The following is a 21,662-nucleotide window of genomic DNA, read 5'->3' as shown; positions in this document are numbered from 1 at the left end:
CGCTCCTAAAAACCTGATTTGCATTTCGCTGGCGGGGGTAGGCCAGGAAACCGCGGGTGACGGTTTTAAGATTTTCAGGTGAGCCCGCCCCGGATCGCGGGGATCGGGCCCATGAACCTCGTAAAACAAAGCCCACTGCTCGCACAGTGGGCTTCTACGGTCAGCTATTTAGTCACGCAGTTACTGAGGGGAGACTTCGGTCTTCGGCTTGCCGAAGTGCCATTCGTAGACCACGAACTTGAAGTCTTTCAGATCGCCTTTCTCGTCATACGACAGGGTGCCGGTAGGGGTCTTGAACGAGCCGGCGTGGATGGCAGCAGCCACCTTGTCGGTGTCGTCGGACTTGGCGGCCTTGATGCCTTGGGCGATCAGCTCGACAGCCGAGTAGGCCGGGAATACGAACGGGCCGCTTGGGTCCTTGCCGTCAGCCTTGATGGCGTCGACGATCTTCTTGTTCTCAGGGTCGGCGTCGAACGACTTCGGCAGGGTGACCAGCAGGCCTTCGGAGGCGTTCTGGGCGATCTGCGAAATGGAGTCGTTACCCACGCCCTCTGGGCCCATGAACTTGGCTTTCAGGCCTTTTTCCTGGGCCTGGCGCAGGATCAGGCCCAGCTCTGGGTGGTAGCCGCCGTAGTAGACGAAGTCGACGTTGTTCTGCTTGAGCTTCTGGATGATCGAGGAGAAGTCTTTGTCGCCGGCGTTCAGGCCTTCGAAGACGGCAACCTTGGTGCCTTTGGCTTCGAGGGTTTGCTTGACCGCGGTGGCAATGCCTTCACCGTACTGCTGCTTGTCGTGCAGTACCGCAACCACTTTCGGCTTGACGTGGTCGGCGATGTAGTTGCCGGCGGCTGGGCCCTGGGCGCTGTCCAGGCCGATGGTACGGAAGATCAGCTTGTAGCCACGGGCGGTGATTTCCGGCGAGGTGGCGGCCGGGGTGATCATGATCACGCCTTCGTCTTCGTAGATGTCGGACGCTGGCTGGGTGGAGCTGGAGCACAGGTGACCGATGACGAACTTGACGCCGTCGTTGACCACTTTGTTGGCGACTGCCACGGCCTGTTTAGGGTCGCAGGCGTCGTCGTATTCCTTGGCTTCGAGCATCTTGCCATCGACGCCGCCCGCGGCGTTGATATCCTTGATGGCTTGCTTGGCGCCGATGAACTGCATGTCGCCGTACTGGGTCACAGGACCCGTTTTAGGACCGGCGATGCCGATCTTGATGGTATCGGCGGCAAACGAATGGCTGGCTACCCCGGCCAGAACCATTGCGGCGAACAGCTTGGAAATCTTGATCATAGTGCTCCACTCATTCTGTTGTAATTCTTATAGTCCTGGCGGCCAGGGCTACAGACCGGGCGGGATTTGCGGCGTGGCTGTGCCAACGCGCAAGCCCACCTTCCCCCGGAACATGTCCCGGAACTGTACCGGTACAGTGTAGAGCGCTGTTCGAGCGCTTGAAAAGCGGTCGAAAAGTGCCTGCTTCCTGGGTTGTCGCTTGATCGACAGAAAGATACAGAAAGGCGCCATCAAACTGCCTGCATCTGCGACCCCGCCCCACAACTTCGGGGTCAATCGACCAAATTACATATTTGAAACCGGGTTTTTCTGCAAAAATGCCGGCCTTTTTTAATTGGCGATTTTTGCGGATACCACCCATGACTGATCAAACAAGCACCCTCTATGCCAAATTGCTTGGCGAGACGGCAATCATCGAGTGGAAAGCACTGGAACGTTTCTGGGCCAAGGGTGACCTGATTTGGGTCGACCCCAGCCTGGACCTGATCACCGTTGCCGAAGCGATGGCCGAGAATCGCAGCGAGATCTTCGCCAAGTGGCGTAGTGATGGCACCGTTGGGCCGGTCTCGGCCGAGCAGGCACTGGACCTGCAAAGCCGCGATCCAGAGATCTGGGCGGTGGTGGTTTCGCCGTTCATCGTGATCCAGGTGAAGCACACGGAAGAGGCGTGATCTTTTTTGGTGCGCAAAAATACGCAGCAGCCCCGTTTTGGTGCTTGAAGCCGTGCAAGGCGGGTAGAGGTAAGTAACAATTCGGCGTGGCGGTAACAGTTTACGGGATGCGTAATGGGGCTGCCTTGCGGCCTGGATTGATATCGAATTTGTCTGGAGACGTTGATGAGCTCACAACTACCTTCGCTTGGATTCGCCGGCATCGGCCTGATGGGCCTGCCCATGTGCCGTCGTCTGTTGGCAGCGGGATATCCGCTGACGGTATGGAACCGTAGCCCAGACAAGTGTGCCGCCCTGGTCGCTGCCGGCGCGCGCCTGGCCAGCAGCCCGGCCCAATTGTGCCGCGACAGCGACATGGTGCTGCTGTGCCTGGCCGACACAGCAGTGGTGCGCGAGGTGGTGTTCGGCGAGCAAGGCATTGCCCAGGGCGGGCGCAGCGGCCAGTTGCTGATCGATTTCTCCAGCCTGGAACCAACCGCCACCCGTGAAATGGCAGCCGAACTGGCAGCACTGTGTGGCATGGCGTGGTTGGATGCGCCGGTATCTGGCGGTACGCCAGGTGCTGAAGCAGGCACACTGGCCATCATGGTCGGTGGTGAGGTGGCCGACTTGCAGCGTGCACACCCGGTGCTGCAGGTGCTTGGCCAGCGCGTGACGCACATGGGGGCGGTAGGCGCGGGCCAGGTGACCAAGGCCTGCAACCAGATGATCGTAGCCTGCAATGCCCTGGTGATTGCCGAAGTAGTGGCATTGGCCGAGCAGTCGGGCGTAGACGCGACACTGATTGCCGAAGCGCTGGCCGGTGGCTTTGCCGATTCCAAGCCGTTGCAGATCCTGGCGCCGCAGATGGCCGAGAGCCGCTTCGAGCCGATCAAGTGGCATGTACGCACGCTGCTCAAGGACCTGGATGGCGCGGTCAAGTTCTCCCGTGAGCAAGGCTCGGCGACGCCGCTCAGCGGCCTCGCCGCGCAATTGATGCGCCTGCACGGTAGCCAGGGTTACCTGCAAAAAGACCCGGCGACCCTGGTGGAGCTGTACCGCAACAAGGCGTGAGTACGCCGTTCTGGCGCTGTAGCCGCTCCAGCAGCGGCCGCAGCTCTGCCAGCGGCACGGGGCGCCCCAGCAGGTAGCCCTGCAGGTAGTCGCAACCGTGGCTTTCCAGGAAGGCCTGTTGTTCGGCGGTTTCCACGCCCTCGCTGACGACCTGCAAGTGCAGGGTATGCGCCATGACGATGATCGCCTGGACGATTTCGCGGTCTTTCTGGCTGCCCGGCACATCCTGCAGGAAAGTGCGGTCGATTTTCAGCACGTCCAGTGGCAGGCGCTTGAGGTAGGCCAGTGACGAGTAGCTAGTGCCAAAGTCATCGATCGACAGCGCCACGCCCAGGGCGCGCACGCGCTTGAGCAGGCTGACCGTACGCTGGATATCGCCCATCAGTGCGTTCTCGGTCACCTCCAGCTCAAGTTGGCGCGGCGCCAGGGCGGCATGGAACAGCGCCTTTTCAACTTCGTTGGGCAGTTCGTCGTGGCTGAGGGTGACTGCCGAGCAGTTGACCGTGACCTTGAGTTCGCCGTAGCCGTGGCGCTGCAAGTAGGCCAGGTCGGCGCAGGCGTGGCGCAGTACCCACAGGTCGAGGTCGATGATCAGGCCGTTGGCTTCGGCAATGCCGATGAAACGGTCGGGCCCCAGCAGGCCGTGTTGCGGGTGCTGCCAGCGCAGCAGCGCTTCCAGTTTGGCCACTTGCCCGCTGCGCAGGTCGAAGATGGGCTGGTAGTGCACGCACAACCCGCGCTCTTCCAGCAGGGCCAGTCTCAGCTCTTCTTCCAGTTGCAGTGCAATCGAAGCCCTGGCCTTCAGGCTGTCGTTGAAGAAGTTCAGGCTGTTGCGGCCGTTGTCCTTGGATTGATAGAGGGCCAGGTCGGCATGCTTGAGCAACTCTTCGGCTGTGCTGCCGTCGTCCGGGAAGATGCTCACGCCAATGCTGGTGGTCATGACCATGCGCCGGCCGCCCAGGTCGATGGGGTCTTTCATTCGTTGCATGATGCGCTGGGCCAGGTGACGGGCTTCGTCGCGGCTGTTGAGGCTGGTGACCACACAGAACTCGTCGCCACCCAAGCGCGCAACCAGGTCTTGGCTGCGGGTAGCGGCCTTGATGTGGTTGGCGATCACCTTGAGCAGCTCGTCACCGGCGTCGTGGCCGAGGCTGTCGTTGATGCGCTTGAAATGGTCGATGTCGAGGAACATCACCGCCAGGCGGTTTTCGTTGGCCTGGTGTTCGACCAGGCGTTCGGCGAACACCTGGTTGAAACCACGGCGATTGACCAGGTTGGTCAGGGCATCGTAATGCGCGGCCTGCTGCAGTGACGCGCGGGCTTGGTCCAGTTGGCTGAGCAGCACGCTGACCCGACGCAGATCGTGCTCTTTGCTCTGCAGCTTCTTGTCGGCCAGCGCGGCGCTGATGCTGGCGCCACTGATCAGCAGGGTGATGAAGCCAATGCCCAGCGCCAGTTGCAGGCTGTTGTCGCCAGACGGCAGACGCAGTGCGGTATCGGCCGGGATGACCAGGGTCATGGCCGACATCGCGGTGAAATGGGTGGTAACGATACCGCCTGCCAGCAGCAGGCTGGCGCCGTACTTCATGGCCTGGTACAGGGTGCCGCTGCCATTGCGCAAATAGTGAGCCAGGCACAACGCGGCCAGGCTCGTGAGCAGGGCGATGGCGGCAGAGGCCAGCAGCAGGCCGGTCTGGTAGTACTGGACGGCGCCGGTTTCCATTGCGGCCATGCCGACAAAATGCATCAGGATGATGCCCAGGCCAATCAGCGCAGCGCTAAGCACAAAGTGATACGCGCGCATCTGGCTGCGTTCGAGGCTGTGCATGGCCAGCCAGGCGACACCCAGGGCAATGAGCAGCGAGAGGATGGTCAGCGAGACGTCATAGTGCACTTCCACCGGGGCCTGGAAGGCCAGCATGCTGATGAAGTGCATGGCCCAGATGCCGCCGGCCAGGCAGCAGGCGCCGAGCATGTTCCATTGCCGGTGTGCGGTGGGGTCGTCGCTGTGTGACTGGCGTTCGGCCATGTCGAGGGTAGCGAAGCAGGACGCGCTGGCGACGAAGTAGGCGAGTAGAACCAGTAACGGTTCATGCCGACAATCGATGACGATGCGCCCGGTTGCCGGAAGATCAGCGAACAGTTGCAGCCCCAGCCATTCCATGGAATGCCTCTTGATCGAGTTTTCACTCGTCTGCGCAACCACCCTGTGCAGACTGTCCAGAGGCAGTATAGGAAGGAGTATTTAAGCCTTCCTGACTAATGGCACATTGATTTGTACGATTTGGTTATCGGATTAATCGCCAGAGGGCATAGAAACGAAGGGGATGTGGCTGTAGGGGCCTTGTGCTGCAAAGGGGCCGGATGCCTCGCAACAATGTGCAAGGCAAATGACCCTTTCGCAGCAAAGGCTGCTCCTACAGAACGCTGGTCAGGCCACCAAGGTGTCAGCCAGCCACCAGCACGCGAATGGCTTCCAGGCGCAGGGCGGCTTTCTCCAGCATTGCCAGGCCATCTTCGCGTTGCTTGCGCAGGGCGTCGATTTCGCTGTCACGCACACTTGGGTTGACCGCTTGCAGGGCTACGAGGCGGGCCAACTCTTCGTCTGCCTCCGCCGCCAAACGGCGCTGGGCTTCGGCAACGCGCTCGACGTGGATGGGCAGGATCTTCTCCTCGCCGCCACTGATGCGCTTGGCCAGTACATCGCGTTGGGCCTGGACGAACTTGTTGGCGCTGGCGCGTGGCACGCTTTCGAGCTGGTCGTTGAGGGTTTCGAAGGCCACGCGCGATGCCAGGTCGTTGCCGTTGGCGTCGAGCAGGCAGCGCAATGCCGCCGGCGGCAGGTAGCGGCCCAGTTGCAGGCTGCGCGGTGCCACCACTTCACTGACGAACAGCAATTCCAGCAGCACGGTGCCCGGTTTGAGCGCCTTGTTCTTGATCAGCGCCACGGCGGTGTTGCCCATCGAGCCGGACAGCACCAGGTCCATGCCGCCCTGCACCATAGGGTGTTCCCAGGTAAGGAACTGCATATCCTCGCGCGACAGCGCCTGGGCGCGGTCGTAGGTAATGGTCACACCTTCGTCGTCGCCCAGCGGGAAGCTGGCATCGAGCATCTTCTCGCTTGGTTTGAGGATCAGTGCGTTCTCGGAATGGTCTTCACTGTCGATGCCGAAGGCGTCGAACAGGGTTTCCATGTAGATCGGCAGGGCGAATTGGTCGTCCTGTTCGAGAATGTCTTCGACCAGCGCCTGGCCTTCGCCGGCACCGCCGGAGTTGAGCTCCAGCAGACGGTCACGCCCTGTGTGCAGTTCGGCTTCCAGGCGCTCGCGCTCGCCGCGGGCATCGGCCACCAGGGCATCCCAGGCCTTGCTTTCGCCACCCTCGAGCAGCGGCAGCAGGCGTGGGCCGAACTGGTGCTGCAGGGCGTTGCCGGTGGGGCAGGTGTTGAGGAAGGCGTTGAGACCTTCGTGGTACCACTGGAACAGACGCTCTTGCGGGCTGTCCTGCAGATACGGGATGTGCAACTGGATGGTGTGCTTCTGGCCGATCCGGTCAAGGCGGCCAATGCGCTGTTCGAGCAGGTCGGGGTGCGCCGGCAGGTCGAACATCACCAGGTGGTGAGCGAACTGGAAGTTGCGGCCTTCGCTGCCGATTTCGGAGCAGATCAGCACCTGGGCGCCAAACTCTTCATCGGCGAAGTAGGCAGCGGCGCGGTCGCGCTCGAGGATGCTCATGCCTTCGTGGAACACCGAGGCCGGGATGCCGGAGCGCACGCGCAGGGCGTCTTCCAGGTCCATGGCGGTTTCGGCGTGGGCGCAGATCACCAGCACCTTGGTGCGCTTGAGCATCTTCAGGGTGTCGATCAGCCAATCCACGCGCGGGTCGAAACGCCACCAGCGCTCGTCGTCGGCCGCTTCTCCTTGGGCTTGGAAGGCGACTTCCGGGTACAGCTCGGCGTGCTCGCCGGCTGGCAGGTCGCGGTATTGCTCGGGTGTGGCCAGCGGGTAGGGGTGCAACTGGCGCTCGGGGAAGCCCTGAATCGCCGCACGGGTGTTACGGAACAGCACGCGGCCGGTGCCGTGGCGATCCAGCAGCTCGCGGATCAGACGCGCGCTGGCCTGGGTGTCGCCATCGTTGACCGCGGCCAGCAGGGCTTCGCCTTCGGCACCCAGGAAGCCCTGGATGGTGGCGTGGGCCTTGGGCGACAGGCGGCCTTCGTCGAGCAGTTCCTGTACCGCTTCGGCGACCGGGCGATAGTGCTCGCTCTCGGCGCGGAAGGCCGCCAGGTCGTGGAAACGGTTAGGGTCGAGCAGGCGCAGGCGGGCGAAGTGGCTGTCCTGGCCAAGCTGCTCGGGGGTGGCGGTGAGCAGCAGCACGCCCGGGATCACCTGGGCCAGTTGCTCGACCAGGCTGTATTCGGTGCTGGCCTGGTCTTCGTGCCAGACCAGGTGGTGAGCTTCGTCGACGACCATCAGGTCCCAGCCAGCGGCAAACAGCGCGTCCTGGGCTTTTTCGTCGTCGACCAGCCACTCCAGCGCTACCAGCGCCAGCTGGGCGTCTTCGAACGGGTTGCTGGCGTCGCTTTCGATGAAGCGTTCGGCGTCGAACAGGGCTACCTGAAGGTTGAAGCGCCGGCGCATTTCCACCAGCCACTGGTGCTGGAGGTTTTCTGGCACCAGGATCAGTACGCGGTTGGCACGGCCAGACAGCAGCTGGCGGTGAATGACCAGGCCGGCCTCGATGGTTTTGCCCAGGCCCACTTCGTCGGCCAGCAAAACGCGCGGAGCGCTGCGGTCGGCGACTTCACGGGCGATGTGCAACTGGTGGGCGATGGGTTGTGCGCGGCAGCCGCCCAGGCCCCACAGCGCCGACTGCATCTGTTTGCTGGTGTGCTGCAGGGTGTTGTAGCGCAGGCTGAACCACGACAGCGGGTCGATCTGCCCGGCGAACAGGCGGTCGCTGGCCAGGCGAAACTGGATGAAGTTCGACAGCTGAGTTTCTGGCAGGGTACGCGGCTGGTTTTGCCCGTCCAGGCCGTGGTAGACCATCAGCCCGTCGATGTCCTCGACCTCGCGGACGGTTAGCTTCCAGCCTTCGAAGTGGGTGATCTGGTCACCTGGCGAGAAGCGCACGCGGGTCAGCGGCGCATTGCGCAGGGAATACTGGCGGGTGTCGCCAGTGGCCGGGTAGAGCACGGTCAACAGGCGGCCATCCTGCGCCAGGATGGTACCCAGGCCGAGCTCTGCTTCGCTGTCGCTGATCCAGCGTTGCCCCGGTTGATACTGCTGCGCCATACTGCCTGAACTCCCGCGATGAAAAAGCCGATTATGTTAACGGATCGGCCGGTCAGACCAAAGTGCGAACGCACCGAAAGGTGCCGAACGACAACAGGAAGTAAGTCAGTCTAGCCGTTTCATCGTCTCGCACCGTGCAGCCGACGAGGGCCTCGCATCAACATGTCTGCCAAGCATCGCTGGATCAGCGCTTCGATGGCCGTGGGCAGCCTGCTGCTGCTGAGCGCCTGCGAGCAGAAAAACTTCGAGACCTTGCCCCCCATTCCGATGGAGCAGCTTGAGGTACTCGGCGTACAGACGCCGATCAAGAGCGTGCATTTTCGTGATCGCGACGGCGAAGGCCTACTGGTGTTGAGCCGCAGCGATGGCCAGGCCAGCGACCCGGAAAGCGAACAGGAAGTGGACAAGGTGGTGCTCAAGGCCACCTTGTACGGGCGCACGGCTGAGAGTGACGCCTTCAAGGCGCGTTGGCAGATCGAGCAGGAAACCACGTGCCCGGGGCTGGACCTGGACGTGGACTTCTACAATGACGTCAGTGACGTCAGCGACCTGAACAAGGATGGTGTAGCCGAGGTGACCGTGGCCAGCCATGCCTTCTGCGGTGGCGGTATCGACCCGCACGACATCGCCATCGAGATGCGCGAAGGGCAGGCCAGCTACACCATTACCGGCCAGTCGCTGATCACCCCGGCGGGCGAGGACCCCGTCGGTGGCGAGCGCGAGGACAGCGCCTCGCTGAAAAACGCGCCGCAAGTATTGCGTGATCATATGGACGCGGTCTGGCAGCAGGTTTACAAGCGGCCTTGGAGCGAAGCCAGCCCGCCAGGCGACGATGAGCCTGACGACGAAGCCGAGTAAATGTTGCCCACAACATCAAGGTAAACCCACGCCTGCCGATACATGGGGCATAGGAGAACGTCCATGCTGCCGCCGATCATCCCGCTCAGTGCTGCCCCGGTGACCTCGCAACAGGACCCGGTCAAGCCAACCCCCGACATCAAGCCTGTGGTGCCGGCCCAGCCTGCGTCCGGTGAAAGTGCCATCGACCTCAAGCAGCAGCGCGACCCGCAGGAGCAGGCACTGTTGCTGCGTGACGAGCAGCGTCGCCAGCAGCAACGTCGGCAAAAGGGTGATCAGCAGCGGTACAACGCCTTACCGGGTGACGAGGTCAACGCCGACAACACCGTGCCAGTGGCGCCATTGATGGGCGAGCATGTACGGCAGGGGTTGCTGGTGGACATCGAAGTCTGACGCAGGGCTGGTCAGCGCCTGCCGCTGGCTTCATCATGCAATTCTCAGTTGATCGTCGAGCCACCCATGAGCCAAGACAACCTCATCGATTTCGATGCCGAACGCGCCAAGCGCGTCCACGACCTCAAGGAAAAACGCCTGAACGAGATGCGCAACGCATTCGAGCAGGCCCTGCCGTTGAGCACCAGCAAGAAAAAGAAGCCCAAGGGCAAGCCCAAGAAGCGCTGAAACTTGACGCAGGTCAACCCTGCACCCGCCTCGCGTGCCCGGCCCCGGGCACCATTGACCCCGATCAATTTTCCCAGTCCCCACATTGGTTAACTTGCCCTCCATCGGACAACGGCAAACGAATGGGGAGGCCAGCATGTTCTTCGACAACGTGGTTATCGCCGGTGTGGTAACGGTCGGGTTGATGTTCGCTTTCTTTGCCGGTCTGGGCATTTTCATCTGGAAGGACTCGAAAAAGCGCAAGCCGCGCTGACCTTCCGGGTATACGAGCACGCAAGGCATTTAGGGCGACTTCGGTCGCCCATTTTTTTGCCTGCAATTTTTGTGTTGCCTGTGCGCGAAAGGGTCGGCATAGGTTGACTGAGATGGGTTGCTTAGATGATTAGCTAGCTAATTAATCGTTTCCACTTTATCCTGCTCACCATTGTCTATCGTTTCAGTAAGACCATTCCCCCGCAAGGTCCGCCTCGTGCCCATCACCCTTCAGGCCCTGTTCGCCCCCAGCAGCCTCGCCCTCAAGTTCGCCATCAAGACTTTGCTCGGTGGTGGCCTGGCGTTGTGGCTGGCGATGCGTTGGGGCCTGGAGCAACCCGCTTGGGCGCTGATGACGGCTTTCATCGTCGCCCAGCCGCTATCGGGCATGGTGGTTCAGAAAGGCCTGGCGCGGTTTGCGGGTACCTTGGTCGGCACCGTCATGTCGGTAGTGTTAATTGGCCTGTTCGCGCAGACACCTGGCCTGTTTCTGCTTAGCCTGGCCTTGTGGCTGGCGCTTTGTACCGCCGCGTCCACCCAGTTGCGCAGCGCCTGGGCCTACGCCTTCGTGTTGGCCGGCTACACCGCGGCGATCATTGCCTTGCCGGCCATCGACCACCCGCTGCAGGTGTTCGACCAGGCCGTGGCCCGTTGCACCGAGATTTGCCTGGGCATTTTCTGCGCTACAGCCAGCAGTGCCTTGCTCTGGCCCATGCGGGTCGAGCAGCAACTGGGCGGGCAAGCACGGCAGGCTTTGCAGAACGGCCTGCAAGCCGCCAGCGCCATGCTGGGTGGTGAGGACGAGGCGCGTAAAGGCCTGCTGGACAGCCTGGGGCGCATCGTTGCCATCGACAGTCAACGTGAGCATGCCTGGTTCGAGGGCAACCGCGGGCGCCAGCGTGCCCGTGCCATTCGCGGCCTTAGCCAGAAGCTGATGGTGCTGTTGCGCATCTCCCGTTCGGTGCGCCGCCAGTGGCGGCAACTGGATGAGCGGGAGGCCGGGCGTCTGGCGCCCTGGTTGGAGGAGGTGCGCACGCTGCTGGGCAAACCCGATCAGCCCAGCCTGTTGCTGTTACGCCAGCGCATTTGGGATGCCGCTCACAATGAGCAGATCAGCCCGTCGGAACACTTCTGCCTGGCGCGCATGGCCCTGCTGCTGGATTACGCCATGGCTGCCAGCCAGGCGCTGGAGGATGTGGAGGCTGGCAGGGCACCCAAGGATGTGTCCCAGGGTCTGGCTGCACACCGTGATTGGTCGCTGGCCTTGCTGTTCGGTTCGCGTAGCGCGCTGGCCTTTCTGGTCATGAGCGGCTTCTGGCTGGCCACGGCCTGGCCTTCGGCGCCGGGTGGCCTGGTGCTGACCTGTGTGGTCTGCAGCCTGTTCGCCAGCCGCGAGAATGGTGCGCAAATTGGCCTGAGCTTTCTGCGGGGGATCTTTTTGGCGATACCTGCGGCGTTTTTGGTCGGGCAGATCTTGCTCCCGCAATGGAGCAGCTTCGCCATGCTCTGCCTGGGTATGGGTGTGCCGCTGTTTCTGGGCGCATTGGGTATGGCCCACCCACGTACCGGGGCCACCGCCACCTCTTACTGCCTGCACTTCATTGTGCTGGTGTCGCCGCTTAACGCCATGCAGTTCGGCGTGGCGACCCTGCTGAACAGTGCCCTGGCGATGCTGGTGGGGGTATCGGCGGCGGTCATGGCCTTTCGTTTATTGGTGTTTCGCCACCCGGCCTGGCTGGGGCGGCGCTTGCGCGCGGCAACCCAAAGCGACTTGGTGCGCCTTACCCGGCGCGATTTGCGCGGGGCCGACAGCTGGTTTGGCGGGCGCATGGCCGACCGCCTGATGCAACTGGCGCGGCATGCCAGCGAATTACCGGAAGACCAGCGCAAACGCTGGGATGATGGCCTGCACGGGCTGGATATCGGCGACGAACTGGTGCACCTGCGCATGTGTCTGGCTGTCGCCCAGGCCCCCTTGGGGCTAGCCGAGCGTGAGTACCTGCAACAAGTGGAGGCAGTGCTGGCCAAAGGGCCGGCTGCCGGGCGTGGTCAGCGCCTGGATACTGCCAGTGAACAGTTCCTTGCTGCGTTGCGCCGCCTGCCTGCCAGCGACCCGCTACGGCTGGCCGAGGGGGCGGTGCTGCAGTTGCAGAAAAGCTGGGGCAAGTGGTGTCGCTGGCAGGAGGAAACCCATGGGGTTGCGTGAGTGGGAAGTGGGCGGCGTGCTGCTCAGCCCGTTTCTGCTTTATGTGTTGTTGGCGCTGCTGCTCACCGGCCTGCTGCGCCTGGTGGTGCAGGCTACACCGTTGGGGCGCTGGATCTGGCACGAAGCGCTGTTCGACGCGGCGCTGTTCGTTTGTGTGTTGTTCCTGGTGGTGCGCCTGCTGGGAGCGTTATAAAGGAGTGTTTCGATGCGTGCGGCCGTACGTACTCTGGTAACCCTGTGTGTGGTGGCTTTGGCCGTGTTGGCCGGCTACCAACTGTGGCAGTACTACATGCTTACCCCATGGACCCGCGATGCCCGGGTGCGTGCCGATGTGGTGGTAATCGCACCTGATGTGTCCGGCTGGGTGCGCGAACTCAAAGTGCATGACAACCAGCAGGTCAAGGCCGGCGACCTGTTGATGAGTATCGACCGTGAGCGTTTCCAGGCCGCTTTCGACCAGGCCAGCGCCGTGACTGAAACTCGCGCCCAGCAACTGCGTTTGCGCGAGCGAGAGGCAGCCAGGCGAACTGCCCTGGGGCCCGAGGCGATCAGTGCCGAGTTGCGTGAAAACGCCCAGATCAATGCCGCCATCGCGCGTGGCGAGCTACACGAGGCTGAGGCGCAGTTGCAGGTGGCCAAGATCAACCTGGCGCGCAGTGAAGTGCGGGCACCGCGCAGCGGGCATATCACCAACCTGCGTCTGGCCGAAGGCAACTACGTGAACACCGGGCAAGCGGTGATGGCCCTGGTGGATGATTCAACTTTTTACATCCAGGCCTATTTCGAGGAAACCAAGCTGCCGCGCATTGGCGTGGGGGACTCGGTGAAAGTTTGGCTGATGGGCGCGGGCGAGCCGATGCAGGGGCATGTAGAGAGCATCAGCCGCGGCATCACCGACCGCAACAGCAACCCGGACAGCCAGTTGCTGCCGGAGGTGGAACCCACTTTCAACTGGGTGCGGCTGGCTCAGCGGATACCGGTGAGGATTCGCCTGGATCAGGTGCCGGAAGGGGTGACCCTGAGTGCGGGGATGACCGCGAGTGTGCAAGTGCGTGAGGATCAGGATCGCTAGTGAAGGCCCTGGGGCCGCAAAGCGGCCCCAAGATGCCGAACTCAGAGAAACATCCCGCCCGATACCTCCAGCCGCTGCCCGGTAATCCAGCCATTGCCGTCTTCCAGCAGCAGCGCAATCGCTGCCCCGATATCATCCGGCAACCCCACCCGCCCCAATGCCGTGTTGCCAGCGATGTACTCATTCACCTGCGGGTTGTCCCGCACTGCGCCGCCACCAAAATCGGTCTCGATCGCACCCGGCGCCAGAATGTTCACGCGAATGCCTCGCGCGCCCAGTTCCTTGGCCTGGTAGCGGGTCAGCACCTCCATTGCGCCTTTCATCGCGGCATAGGCGGCATACCCCGGCAACGCAAAGCGCGCCAGGCCGGTGGAAATGTTGACGATGCGGCCATTGTCCGCCAGTAGCGGTAGCAGGCGCTGGGTGAGGAAAAACGGCCCTTTGAGCTGAATGTTCAACAACTGGTCGAATTGCGCCTCGGTGGTTTCGATGTACGGCACGTTCAACCCAATCCCTGCATTGTTCACCAGAAAGTCGAAACGCTCGCGGCCAAAGTGTTGTTGCAGGGTCGTGCCCAGGCGCTCGGCGAAACCGGCAAAGCTGCTGCTGTCGCTGACGTCCAGTTGCAGCATGGCCGCTTTGACTCCGGCCTGCTCCAGCCGGGCCGCCACGGCGTGCGCTTCATCTGCCTTGCTGTTGTAGGTGCCGATGACATCGATGCCGCGTGCGGCCAGGTGCTCGGCAGCGTTGCGGCCGAGGCCGCGACTGGCGCCGGTGATCAGGGCAATTTTGCGGATCATGGTGAAAACCTCATGGTGGGTGAATGAGGACAGGTTATTGGTCGGTATGTCGCTGTTAAATCCTGAAAATATGGAAATACTGTTCGCTTTAACCGAATAGTAGGGGCCACGTGGTGAACAAGCTGGAGTTGTTGCGCACCTTTGTGCGGGTAAGCGAGGTCAGCAGTTTCACCCAGGCTGCCGAGAGCCTGGGGTTGCCACGTTCGACCGTATCGGAGCAGGTGAGGGCACTTGAGCGCTTGCTGGGCACGCAGTTGTTCAACCGAACCACACGCCGGGTGCAGGCAACCCAGGATGGCGCCTTGCTGTACGAGCGTAGCAAGGACCTGCTGTCGGGCATGGACGAGATCGAGAGCCTGTTCAGTGCCGATGATGCCGAGCTGGCCGGGCGCCTGCGCATCGATCTGCCAACCATGATGGCGCGCCGGGTCATCATTCCGGCGCTACCGCAGTTTCTGCAGCGCTTCCCGAGACTGGAAGTGGAACTCAGTTGCACCGATCGCCAGGTCGATCTGCTGCGCGAAGGGTTTGATTGCGTGATGCGCATTGGCGCATTGCAGGATCTGGATGTAGTGGCACGGCCGGTTGGGCAACTGAGCATGCGCAACTGTGCCAGCCCCGCCTACCTGGCTCGCTATGGTGTCCCGCGTACTCTGCAGGACCTGGCCGATCACCAGCTGGTGCATTATGTGCGCACCCTGGGTGCGCGCAGCGCCGGCTTCGAATACCTGCAAGGCGGTGAGTTGCAATTTCAGGCCATGGCCGGTGTGGTGACGGTCAACAATGCCGAAGCCTACTCGGCGGCCTGCCTGGCCGGGTTGGGGTTGATTCAGGTGCCTGCGGTGGGGGTGGCCGAGCACCTGCAGCGAGGCGAACTTGTTTCGCTGCTGGAAGACTGGCAGGCGCCGGCCATGCCGGTGTCGCTGCTGTATGCCCGGCAACGGCATGTGCCACGCCGGGTACAGGCGTTCATGCAGTGGCTGGGTGAAGTGCTGCACACCCAGGTCGATGCAGTGGTCAGTGATTGAGCAAAGCCATGGCGCATGGAAGGCCACTTGCGTTAGGCTGCCCTCTGCGAGTTGCCCGGCAGAGGCGACCCATTCCCGCCAGGCGTGCGTATCTTCCGATTTCATTGCGAGGTTACGTCATGGCCATTAGTTCCCAGGATATCTGCAACGCCGCCGACCAGCTCAAGGGCTTTGTCGGTTTTCACGACAAGCGCGGCGTTCATATCGTGCGTTTCTCCGAGGACTCGTTCGGCATGGACGTGGCCGATGCCAGTATTACCCCCTGCAGCGAGTTCGTCTGGCGGCCCGAGCAAGGGCAGCGTATGGCGCTATGCCGCGAACGGCTGGCGCTGTTGCTGGAGCAGCATGTGGATGACCGCTTGAATATCGGCGAGCCGCTGCGCGCCTACCTGCGCCGGGGCGACCTGCCGGAAATCGTCGCTGAGCGCAGCCTGCAGCAGCCCGTGTAGGAGCAGCCTTGCGCGGCTGCTACAAGGGCTGTGCTGTGTTTTTGGATGTTTGCTGCAGCAGCGCCTGCAGCCCTGCACTGTCCAACGGGCGGCTCATGTAGTAGCCCTGCACTTCATGGCAGCGGTCCTTTTCCAGCGCCTTGAGCTGCTGTTCGCTCTCTACACCCTCGGCTGTCACTGTCAGCCCCATCGCTTCACCGAGATTGATGATGGCCTGGACCACGGCGCGGTCGCTCCCGCCGTTGTTGTTCAGGCCGCTGATGAAGCGCTTGTCGATCTTGATGCTGTCGAACGGGTAGGTACGCAGGTAGCCCAGCGACGAATAGCCCGTACCGAAATCGTCCATGTTCAGGCGCACGCCCAACTCTTTGAGCGACAGCATGGTGCCCAGCGCGCCCTCGATGTCGTTGAGCATCACGTTCTCGGTAATTTCCAGCTCCAGACGCTGGGCCGGGAAGGCGGTGTCCAGCAATATCTCGCGCACGTCGGCCACCACATCGCTGCGCAGGAACTGCGCAGGCGACAGGTTCACCGAAACCAGAACATCGTTGGGCCAGTCGTGGGCGGTACGGCAGGCTTCGCGCAGTACCCAGCGGCCCAGCGCAACGATGATGTCGCTCTGCTCGGCCAGCGGGATGAAGGTATCCGGCCCCAGCAACCCTTCCTGTGGGTGCTGCCAGCGCAGCAACGCTTCGACTCCGACGATGCGCAGGTCGCCGAGGCGGTAGCGCGGCTGGTAATGCAACACGAACTCCTGATTGCGCAAAGCCCGGCGCAGGTCGTTCTCCAATTGGCGACGGTACTGGATTTGCTGGTTCATTTCGGCAGCGAAGTAGCGCCAGGTGTTCTTGCCGTCGGCCTTGGCCTGGTACAGGGCAATGTCGGCGCAGCGAATCAGCTCGCCGGCATCGAAGCCTTGAGTGCGGGTCTGGGCAACGCCAATACTGGCGCCAATGTGCAACTGCTGGCCGTCGAAGATGATGGGTTGCTGCAGCAGGCCAATCAGCCGCGCACAGAAGCGGTCGATTTCGCTACGGTTGTCCATGCCGCCGAGTACCAGGATGAACTCGTCGCCGCCCAGGCGCGCGACCAGGTCGCCATCGCGGGTGGTGTCGCGCAGGCGCGTTGCCACTTCTTGTAGCACGGCATCGCCAGCGGCATGGCCGAGCGAGTCGTTGATCGGCTTGAAGTTGTCCAGGTCCAGCAGCAGCAGGGTGAGCGGCGGTGAGTCATTGCCGCGAAGCAGTGCCTGTTCCAGGTGCCTGGCCAGCTTGTTGCGGTTGGCCAGCCCGGTCAGTGGGTCGTGCAGCGACAGGTGCTGGATGCGCGCGTGGGCGTCGACTTCGTCGGTTATATCGCTGGCCGTTCCTCGAAAGCCAAGCGCCTTGCCGTCGTGCCAGATGGCGCGGGCGGAAATCCGGCAATAACGGTTTTGGCCATTCGGGTCTCGGTAGGTGCACCGCAGGTTGGCCAACTGCTGCGGGTCGGCGGTAGTCAATACGTCCAGCCAGGGCGACAACGGTGTGGTATCGCAGGCCAGCAGCTGGTTGAGCGGGTGGCCCAGCCAGTCGTCTACCGGGTAGCCGGTGACGTTGGCAAAGCGTTGCGACAGGTAGGTCAGGCGTTGTTGCCGGTCGGTTTCCCAGATCCAGTCGGATGCCGACTCGGCTACCGCGCGAAAACGTTGCTCGCTGGCCTCCAGTGCCTGGTTGCTCTGTTGCAGGTGGAGCAGGGTCAGGCCGACTGCTCGTGAGCTGCGCAAGGCATGGCGGCACAGGTACAGCATGACCAAGCCGAGTATCAGCAGCACGCTCAACAGAGCTGGCAATACTGCCCACAAGAGTTGGTGCCCAGGCAGCGGGCTGCTCCAGGACAGGTGATAGCCGGTGTCGCCCAGGTCGATACGCAGGTGGCCATGCTGCTGTTTATCTTCCTTCTCCACGTGCATGCCCGTCAGGCCGGCACCTTTGCCCAGCTGCGCCAGTTTTTCTTCGGTAAGCTGGTCGACGAACAGCATCACTGGCGCCTGGCTCACCTCGCTGTCGGTGACGTCGCGGTCAGGGCGCACGGCCGCTGCACTGAGTACGGCCGGCCAGCCATTGAACAACACGAAGTGGGTGACCTGCTCGCGCGCAATTGCCGCCGCACGGGCCTGGTCAATGATCGGCTGGAGCGGTGCGTCTATATAAGTGTTGGCGCCGGCCTGGCTGGGCTGGCCTTTGAACAAGGCATAGGTGGTACGGTCGTCTTCCAGCACAAACACCCCTTCGTAGCCGCTGGCGCTGTACAGCGACTCACCTACATTTTTTTCTTCGTAGGCCCAGTGCCAGTCGACATCACCTGCCAGGTGCTCGAAGGCTGCATCCCATACGGCATAGCTGGACAGAAACTGGCGCGAGGCGAGCAACCGTTGTTCCAGCGCCTGGGTTGCATGGAAGGCGCTGCGTTGGCGCTCCTGCTGGTCGAGCGTGGTCGCGATATTGAACAGAGCTCCGAGAATGACCAGGCAGGCCAGGCCGAACACTGTGCTGAAACCGGCAATCAGGTGGCGCACCTGAAAGCGTGGTGTAGGGCTGGCGGGTGGAAGGTTGGCGGTCCTGGCCATGCGCGAGCGGCTCCTTCAGGCAACCTCCCGCCAGGCAGTCAGGAAGGAGGTTCAATCAGGATAGGCCAGCTTGAGCGCGGCAGCGTCAGCGCGGGCAAAATTGACTTGATCGCGGCCAGCGTGCTTGGCGGTGTACAGCGCCTTGTCCGCCTGTTCGAGCCAGTGCTCCGGGGACTCCAGGCCGGCCTCGAATGGTGACAGGCCGATACTCAGGCTGATGCGCAAGTGGGGTAGCTGTGGGTTGCGGTAGCTGGAAACCTGCTCGCGCAGGCGCTCCATGGCATGACAGGCCTGGGCTTCGCTGGTATCGGGCAGGATCACGCAGAACTCGTCGCCGCCGTAACGCCCGGCTTGGTCGCCTTCGCGCAGGTTGCGCCGCAGCTCGACGCTGAGCTGGCGCAAGACACAGTCGCCGACCACATGGCCGAAGGTGTCGTTGATGGTCTTGAAGTGGTCGATGTCGATCAGGGCAATCACCGCGTGCCCCTGTTGCTGCTTGCAGGCCTGGAACTTGAGCAGCAGCAGGTCTTTCCAGGCGCCGTGGTTGAGCAGCCCGGTCAGGCTGTCGGTGAGGCTCAGTGCGCTCAGCCGGCGCTTGTGGTCGCCCAGCTTGATCGCCAGCTGGTAGCACACCCAGCCCAAGGCCAGCGGGTAAAGCGTGAGCATTGGCAGGCAGGCATAGACCTGCAGGGGGGTGGCGGTCAGTTGCAAGCCGGGGCCGAGCAGCAGAAGGGCGACAAGCATGCCAGCCAGCTGCGCCAGCACCCCGCGAAAGACCATGCGTTTGCCGCCGGCGGCGACGTTGTTCATGGTCATCATCGACAGCACGGTCACGCTGGGCAGCGGGTTGAAGTGCATGGCGGCGGTCCAGAACCCGCCCATTAGCGAATCCAGCAGCAAATTGCGTTGTTCTGCCTGGTACGGCGCTGCCGAGCGGGCAGCCCACAGGTAGGCGATGTGTGGCCACAACAGCCCATTGAACAGTACCAGCAGACATGCCCAGGTGGGTGGCGACAGCGGCGCAATGGCCGCCATGACACTGAACAGGCCGATGCCCAGGCCGATGACACGCGGCAGGTAGATGCGCTTGACGAAAGAAAGGCCTTTGCCGCTGCGGTTGTCCATCATGGTCATGTTCTTCTGCCGGGGTGCCGTTTATCGCATAACTTGCATGAATATTGTTGAACAGTGTTTCATCGGCGAAAAATGACCTTACAAGCCATTTCACGGTTGATCCGATCACTGTGGGGTAACATGAAGGCTTTCCTGTTGCTCGGAGTACTGCTGATGGTTCCTTTGGCCAACCCCGCCGGCGAGCCGGCGCCACAGCGGGACGGACGTTTTCACAACCAGGCATTGTTGCCGCAGGAAGGTGTACTGAAAAAGTTGCGCATTGGGCTAAAGTACCTGTTCTTGCGCAAACCGCCAGAAACCCGGCCAGCCACGCCGATCAGCCTGCAGCCCATGACCCGCCAGCAAGTGCTCGACGCCCCTGACCACAGCTTGTGGCGCCTGGGCCATTCCACGGTATTGCTCAAATTGCGTGGGCGTTTCTTCATTACCGACCCGGTCTTCGCCGAGCGGGCCTCTCCCGTGCAGTGGGCCGGCCCGTTGCGCTTCCATGCGCCACCGCTGGGGCTGGACCAGCTGCCGCCGCTGGCGGCGGTAGTGTTGTCGCACGACCACTTCGACCACCTTGATGAGCAGGCGATTCGCCAGTTGGCGCCGCGCACCGGGGTGTTCCTGGCGCCATTGGGTGTGGGCGACCGCTTGATCAACTGGGGCGTGGAGCCGGCGAAGGTGCGGCAACTGGACTGGTGGCAGGAGAGCGAAGTGGATGGCGTACGTTTCGTCGCCACCCCGGCACAGCATTTTTCCGGGCGCGGCTTGCTGGACAGTAACCGGACCTTGTGGGCGTCGTGGGTGATTGTCGATGAGGATGTGCGGGTGTTCTTCAGTGGCGATACTGGGTACTTCGAGGGGTTCAAGCAGATTGGCGAGCGCTTCGGGCCGTTTGACCTGACCCTGATAGAGACCGGTGCCTACAACGTGGCCTGGCCCGCTGTGCACATGCAGCCGGAGCAGAGCCTGCAGGCCCACCTGGATTTGCGCGGCCGCTGGATGCTGCCGATTCACAACGGCACTTTCGACCTGTCCATCCATGGCTGGCAGGAGCCTTTCGAGCGTATTGTTGCGTTGGCCAATGAGGCTCAGGTGCGCCTGAGCACACCGCAGATGGGGGAACGGGTCAGCCTGGGCTCACCGCATGCCGGGCAGAACTGGTGGCAGCCGCGGCCCGCGCGCCAGCGGGGCCAAGGGCATGAGCGAACCGTAGCGGCGCGCTGAGTATCATTTGTGCTCGTCCCTGCGGGGCGAGGGCTGAGCCTGGTCGTCGTCCAGGAGTCGCGAGGGCGGCTTGCCGCTGTCACTGCGCACTTGGGCATGGCTGATCAGGGCGAAGATGAAGCTGCCGCCGATGATGTTGCCCGCCAGCGTCGGCAGGGCAAAATCCAGCCAGAAGCTTCGCCAGGTTTCATCCCCAGCCCAGACCAGGTAGGACACTTCGACCGAGCCCACTACTATATGAGTGAAATCGCCAAGGGCCATCAGGTAGGTAATCATCAGGATGATCCAGATCTTGGCGTGTTCCATCGACGGGATCATCCAGACCATTGTGGCGATCATCCAGCCCGAGACGATGCCCTTGGCGAACATCTGGCTGATATCGTTCTTCATTACCTTGCGGCCGACCTCCAAGAAGGCGACATCGGTCTTGCTGTCGAAGATCGGCAGTTCCAGCATCACCCAGGCCACCAGCAGGGTGCCGGCCAGATTGCCAAGCAACACCACGCCCCATAGACGAAGCAGGCGCCCGAAGTTGGCCAGAGTAGGGGAGGTCATGACGGGGAGCACGGCAGTGAGCGTGTTTTCGGTAAACAGTTGCTGGCGGGCCAGGATCACGGCAAGAAAGCCCGTGCTATAGCCGATGCTGGCGATTACCTGGGCACCGTCGCCTTCTGGCAGGCGGGCGTAGAACAGCCCCATGGCCATCAGTGACAGCCCCATGGAAAGGCCGGCGGCCAGTGCCGACCACCACAGCGCGGCCAGGGTGCGCTCCAGTTCCTGGTCACCTTGGCTGCGAATGATCTCATGCAGCACTGCCGCCCTTGGCGGCTGGTTGTGGCTGACCTCCTGTTCTTCGTCTGCAGACAGGCCGGGGGTTTTCTCGCTCTGCGCATCGCTCATGGCCGCTACGCTCCGTGGGGGTGTTTCTTTACAGATCCACGACGCTTTCATTAGTTGCCGAGTAGCGGCAAAACGGTGATGGAAAGTTTTTTCAGAACAAGGTGTTGACTCTGATTTTAAAGCGCGTATTATTCGCCTCCTCGCAGCGACAAACGCTTCGGGGCAAGCGGTAAGTTGTTGAAGTTGTTAGCTTTCGAAAGAAAGCGGTGGT

At 62.3% G+C, this 21,662-nt stretch carries 19 protein-coding genes; 12 read left to right on the top strand and 7 right to left on the bottom strand.

Annotation, left to right across the window (positions count from 1 at the left end; genetic code table 11):
• Positions 1-180 precede the first annotated feature (180 nt).
• The gene (locus APH42_RS14175; RefSeq protein ID WP_060493569.1) at positions 181-1,296 is read right to left on the bottom strand and encodes a branched-chain amino acid ABC transporter substrate-binding protein; all 1,116 of its coding nucleotides are present in this window, start codon (positions 1,294-1,296) and stop codon (positions 181-183) included.
• A gap of 359 nt (positions 1,297-1,655) precedes the next feature.
• Between APH42_RS14175 and APH42_RS14170 the strand changes: the two genes are divergently transcribed.
• Both APH42_RS14170 and APH42_RS29220 read left to right on the top strand, forming a co-directional pair.
• Positions 1,656-1,967, top strand: a complete 312-nt coding sequence (locus tag APH42_RS14170; RefSeq protein ID WP_012273837.1) for a DUF2288 domain-containing protein — start codon at positions 1,656-1,658, stop codon at positions 1,965-1,967.
• 165 nt (positions 1,968-2,132) lie between these two features.
• The gene (locus APH42_RS29220; protein WP_012273836.1) at positions 2,133-3,020 is read left to right on the top strand and encodes an NAD(P)-dependent oxidoreductase; all 888 of its coding nucleotides are present in this window, start codon (positions 2,133-2,135) and stop codon (positions 3,018-3,020) included.
• Here APH42_RS29220 and APH42_RS14160 read toward each other — a convergent pair.
• A complete protein-coding gene (locus APH42_RS14160; protein ID WP_060493567.1) occupies positions 2,920-5,184 on the bottom strand; it encodes a bifunctional diguanylate cyclase/phosphodiesterase in 2,265 nt (754 codons plus the stop codon). The genes APH42_RS29220 and APH42_RS14160 overlap by 101 nt on opposite strands.
• A 283-nt stretch (positions 5,185-5,467) precedes the next feature.
• On the bottom strand, positions 5,468-8,314 hold the full coding sequence (rapA, locus tag APH42_RS14155; protein ID WP_012273834.1) for an RNA polymerase-associated protein RapA: 2,847 nt from the start codon (positions 8,312-8,314) through the stop codon (positions 5,468-5,470).
• Between the two features lie 162 nt (positions 8,315-8,476).
• On the opposite strand from rapA, the gene APH42_RS14150 reads away from it, so the two are divergent.
• The 7 genes from APH42_RS14150 to APH42_RS14125 all read left to right on the top strand — a co-directional run bounded on the left by APH42_RS14150 (position 8,477) and on the right by APH42_RS14125 (position 13,323).
• Positions 8,477-9,172 (top strand): M949_RS01915 family surface polysaccharide biosynthesis protein, encoded by a 696-nt coding sequence (locus APH42_RS14150; RefSeq protein WP_012273833.1) that lies wholly within the window; start codon positions 8,477-8,479, stop codon positions 9,170-9,172.
• 63 nt (positions 9,173-9,235) lie between these two features.
• Complete coding sequence (locus APH42_RS14145) at positions 9,236-9,565, top strand: hypothetical protein (RefSeq protein WP_012273832.1); 330 nt, start codon at positions 9,236-9,238, stop codon at positions 9,563-9,565.
• A gap of 66 nt (positions 9,566-9,631) precedes the next feature.
• Positions 9,632-9,793 (top strand): hypothetical protein, encoded by a 162-nt coding sequence (locus APH42_RS30145; RefSeq protein ID WP_003254864.1) that lies wholly within the window; start codon positions 9,632-9,634, stop codon positions 9,791-9,793.
• Positions 9,794-9,929: 136 nt separating this feature from the next.
• Positions 9,930-10,046 (top strand): cytochrome c oxidase subunit CcoM, encoded by a 117-nt coding sequence (ccoM, locus tag APH42_RS30680; protein ID WP_012273831.1) that lies wholly within the window; start codon positions 9,930-9,932, stop codon positions 10,044-10,046.
• 216 nt (positions 10,047-10,262) lie between these two features.
• Positions 10,263-12,251, top strand: a complete 1,989-nt coding sequence (locus tag APH42_RS14135; protein ID WP_060493566.1) for an FUSC family protein — start codon at positions 10,263-10,265, stop codon at positions 12,249-12,251.
• Positions 12,238-12,444, top strand: a complete 207-nt coding sequence (locus APH42_RS14130; RefSeq protein WP_012273829.1) for a DUF1656 domain-containing protein — start codon at positions 12,238-12,240, stop codon at positions 12,442-12,444. Before APH42_RS14135 ends, APH42_RS14130 begins: the two co-directional genes overlap by 14 nt.
• A 12-nt stretch (positions 12,445-12,456) precedes the next feature.
• Positions 12,457-13,323 (top strand): HlyD family secretion protein, encoded by an 867-nt coding sequence (locus APH42_RS14125; RefSeq protein ID WP_060493565.1) that lies wholly within the window; start codon positions 12,457-12,459, stop codon positions 13,321-13,323.
• A 41-nt stretch (positions 13,324-13,364) separates the two neighbouring features.
• Here APH42_RS14125 and APH42_RS14120 read toward each other — a convergent pair whose 3' ends face one another.
• Entirely contained in the window at positions 13,365-14,123 is a 759-nt protein-coding gene (locus APH42_RS14120; protein ID WP_060493564.1) for an SDR family NAD(P)-dependent oxidoreductase, read from the bottom strand.
• A gap of 113 nt (positions 14,124-14,236) precedes the next feature.
• Between APH42_RS14120 and APH42_RS14115 the strand changes: the two genes are divergently transcribed.
• On the top strand, positions 14,237-15,151 hold the full coding sequence (locus APH42_RS14115; protein WP_041166778.1) for a LysR family transcriptional regulator: 915 nt from the start codon (positions 14,237-14,239) through the stop codon (positions 15,149-15,151).
• 119 nt (positions 15,152-15,270) lie between these two features.
• On the top strand, positions 15,271-15,600 hold the full coding sequence (locus tag APH42_RS14110; protein WP_060493563.1) for a DUF2025 family protein: 330 nt from the start codon (positions 15,271-15,273) through the stop codon (positions 15,598-15,600).
• 19 nt (positions 15,601-15,619) lie between these two features.
• Here the strand turns inward: APH42_RS14110 and APH42_RS14105 are convergent, their stop codons facing one another.
• Together APH42_RS14105 and APH42_RS14100 are read right to left on the bottom strand one after the other, a co-directional pair.
• On the bottom strand, positions 15,620-18,205 hold the full coding sequence (locus APH42_RS14105) for an EAL domain-containing protein (RefSeq protein ID WP_060493562.1): 2,586 nt from the start codon (positions 18,203-18,205) through the stop codon (positions 15,620-15,622).
• Between the two features lie 51 nt (positions 18,206-18,256).
• Positions 18,257-19,330: a diguanylate cyclase gene (locus APH42_RS14100; RefSeq protein WP_060493579.1), complete on the bottom strand. Its 1,074-nt coding sequence runs from the start codon at positions 19,328-19,330 to the stop codon at positions 18,257-18,259.
• 129 nt (positions 19,331-19,459) lie between these two features.
• Between APH42_RS14100 and APH42_RS14095 the strand changes: the two genes are divergently transcribed.
• Complete coding sequence (locus APH42_RS14095) at positions 19,460-20,551, top strand: MBL fold metallo-hydrolase (RefSeq protein WP_012273822.1); 1,092 nt, start codon at positions 19,460-19,462, stop codon at positions 20,549-20,551.
• 3 nt (positions 20,552-20,554) lie between these two features.
• Here the strand turns inward: APH42_RS14095 and APH42_RS14090 are convergent, their stop codons facing one another.
• Positions 20,555-21,451: a formate/nitrite transporter family protein gene (locus tag APH42_RS14090; protein ID WP_060493561.1), complete on the bottom strand. Its 897-nt coding sequence runs from the start codon at positions 21,449-21,451 to the stop codon at positions 20,555-20,557.
• Positions 21,452-21,662 lie beyond the last annotated feature (211 nt).

It is taken from the genome of Pseudomonas sp. NBRC 111140 (assembly GCF_001320885.1).
Lineage (GTDB): Bacteria > Pseudomonadota > Gammaproteobacteria > Pseudomonadales > Pseudomonadaceae > Aquipseudomonas > Aquipseudomonas putida_P.
Note: the sequence above shows the minus strand (reverse complement) of the source record. Positions and strands in the feature narration are given on the sequence as shown.

Bases quoted from the DNA above. Each gene is read 5' to 3' on its own strand.
- APH42_RS14175 (WP_060493569.1), bottom strand. From the start codon at position 1,296: ATGATCAAGATTTCCAAGCTGTTCGCCGCAATGGTTCTGGCCGGGGTA.
- APH42_RS14170 (WP_012273837.1), top strand. From the start codon at position 1,656: ATGACTGATCAAACAAGCACCCTCTATGCCAAATTGCTTGGCGAGACG.
- APH42_RS29220 (WP_012273836.1), top strand. From the start codon at position 2,133: ATGAGCTCACAACTACCTTCGCTTGGATTCGCCGGCATCGGCCTGATG.
- APH42_RS14160 (WP_060493567.1), bottom strand. From the start codon at position 5,184: ATGGAATGGCTGGGGCTGCAACTGTTCGCTGATCTTCCGGCAACCGGG.
- rapA (WP_012273834.1), bottom strand. From the start codon at position 8,314: ATGGCGCAGCAGTATCAACCGGGGCAACGCTGGATCAGCGACAGCGAA.
- APH42_RS14150 (WP_012273833.1), top strand. From the start codon at position 8,477: ATGTCTGCCAAGCATCGCTGGATCAGCGCTTCGATGGCCGTGGGCAGC.
- APH42_RS14145 (WP_012273832.1), top strand. From the start codon at position 9,236: ATGCTGCCGCCGATCATCCCGCTCAGTGCTGCCCCGGTGACCTCGCAA.
- APH42_RS30145 (WP_003254864.1), top strand. From the start codon at position 9,632: ATGAGCCAAGACAACCTCATCGATTTCGATGCCGAACGCGCCAAGCGC.
- ccoM (WP_012273831.1), top strand. From the start codon at position 9,930: ATGTTCTTCGACAACGTGGTTATCGCCGGTGTGGTAACGGTCGGGTTG.
- APH42_RS14130 (WP_012273829.1), top strand. From the start codon at position 12,238: ATGGGGTTGCGTGAGTGGGAAGTGGGCGGCGTGCTGCTCAGCCCGTTT.
- APH42_RS14125 (WP_060493565.1), top strand. From the start codon at position 12,457: ATGCGTGCGGCCGTACGTACTCTGGTAACCCTGTGTGTGGTGGCTTTG.
- APH42_RS14120 (WP_060493564.1), bottom strand. From the start codon at position 14,123: ATGATCCGCAAAATTGCCCTGATCACCGGCGCCAGTCGCGGCCTCGGC.
- APH42_RS14110 (WP_060493563.1), top strand. From the start codon at position 15,271: ATGGCCATTAGTTCCCAGGATATCTGCAACGCCGCCGACCAGCTCAAG.
- APH42_RS14105 (WP_060493562.1), bottom strand. From the start codon at position 18,205: ATGGCCAGGACCGCCAACCTTCCACCCGCCAGCCCTACACCACGCTTT.
- APH42_RS14100 (WP_060493579.1), bottom strand. From the start codon at position 19,330: ATGGACAACCGCAGCGGCAAAGGCCTTTCTTTCGTCAAGCGCATCTAC.
- APH42_RS14095 (WP_012273822.1), top strand. From the start codon at position 19,460: ATGAAGGCTTTCCTGTTGCTCGGAGTACTGCTGATGGTTCCTTTGGCC.
- APH42_RS14090 (WP_060493561.1), bottom strand. From the start codon at position 21,451: ATGAGCGATGCGCAGAGCGAGAAAACCCCCGGCCTGTCTGCAGACGAA.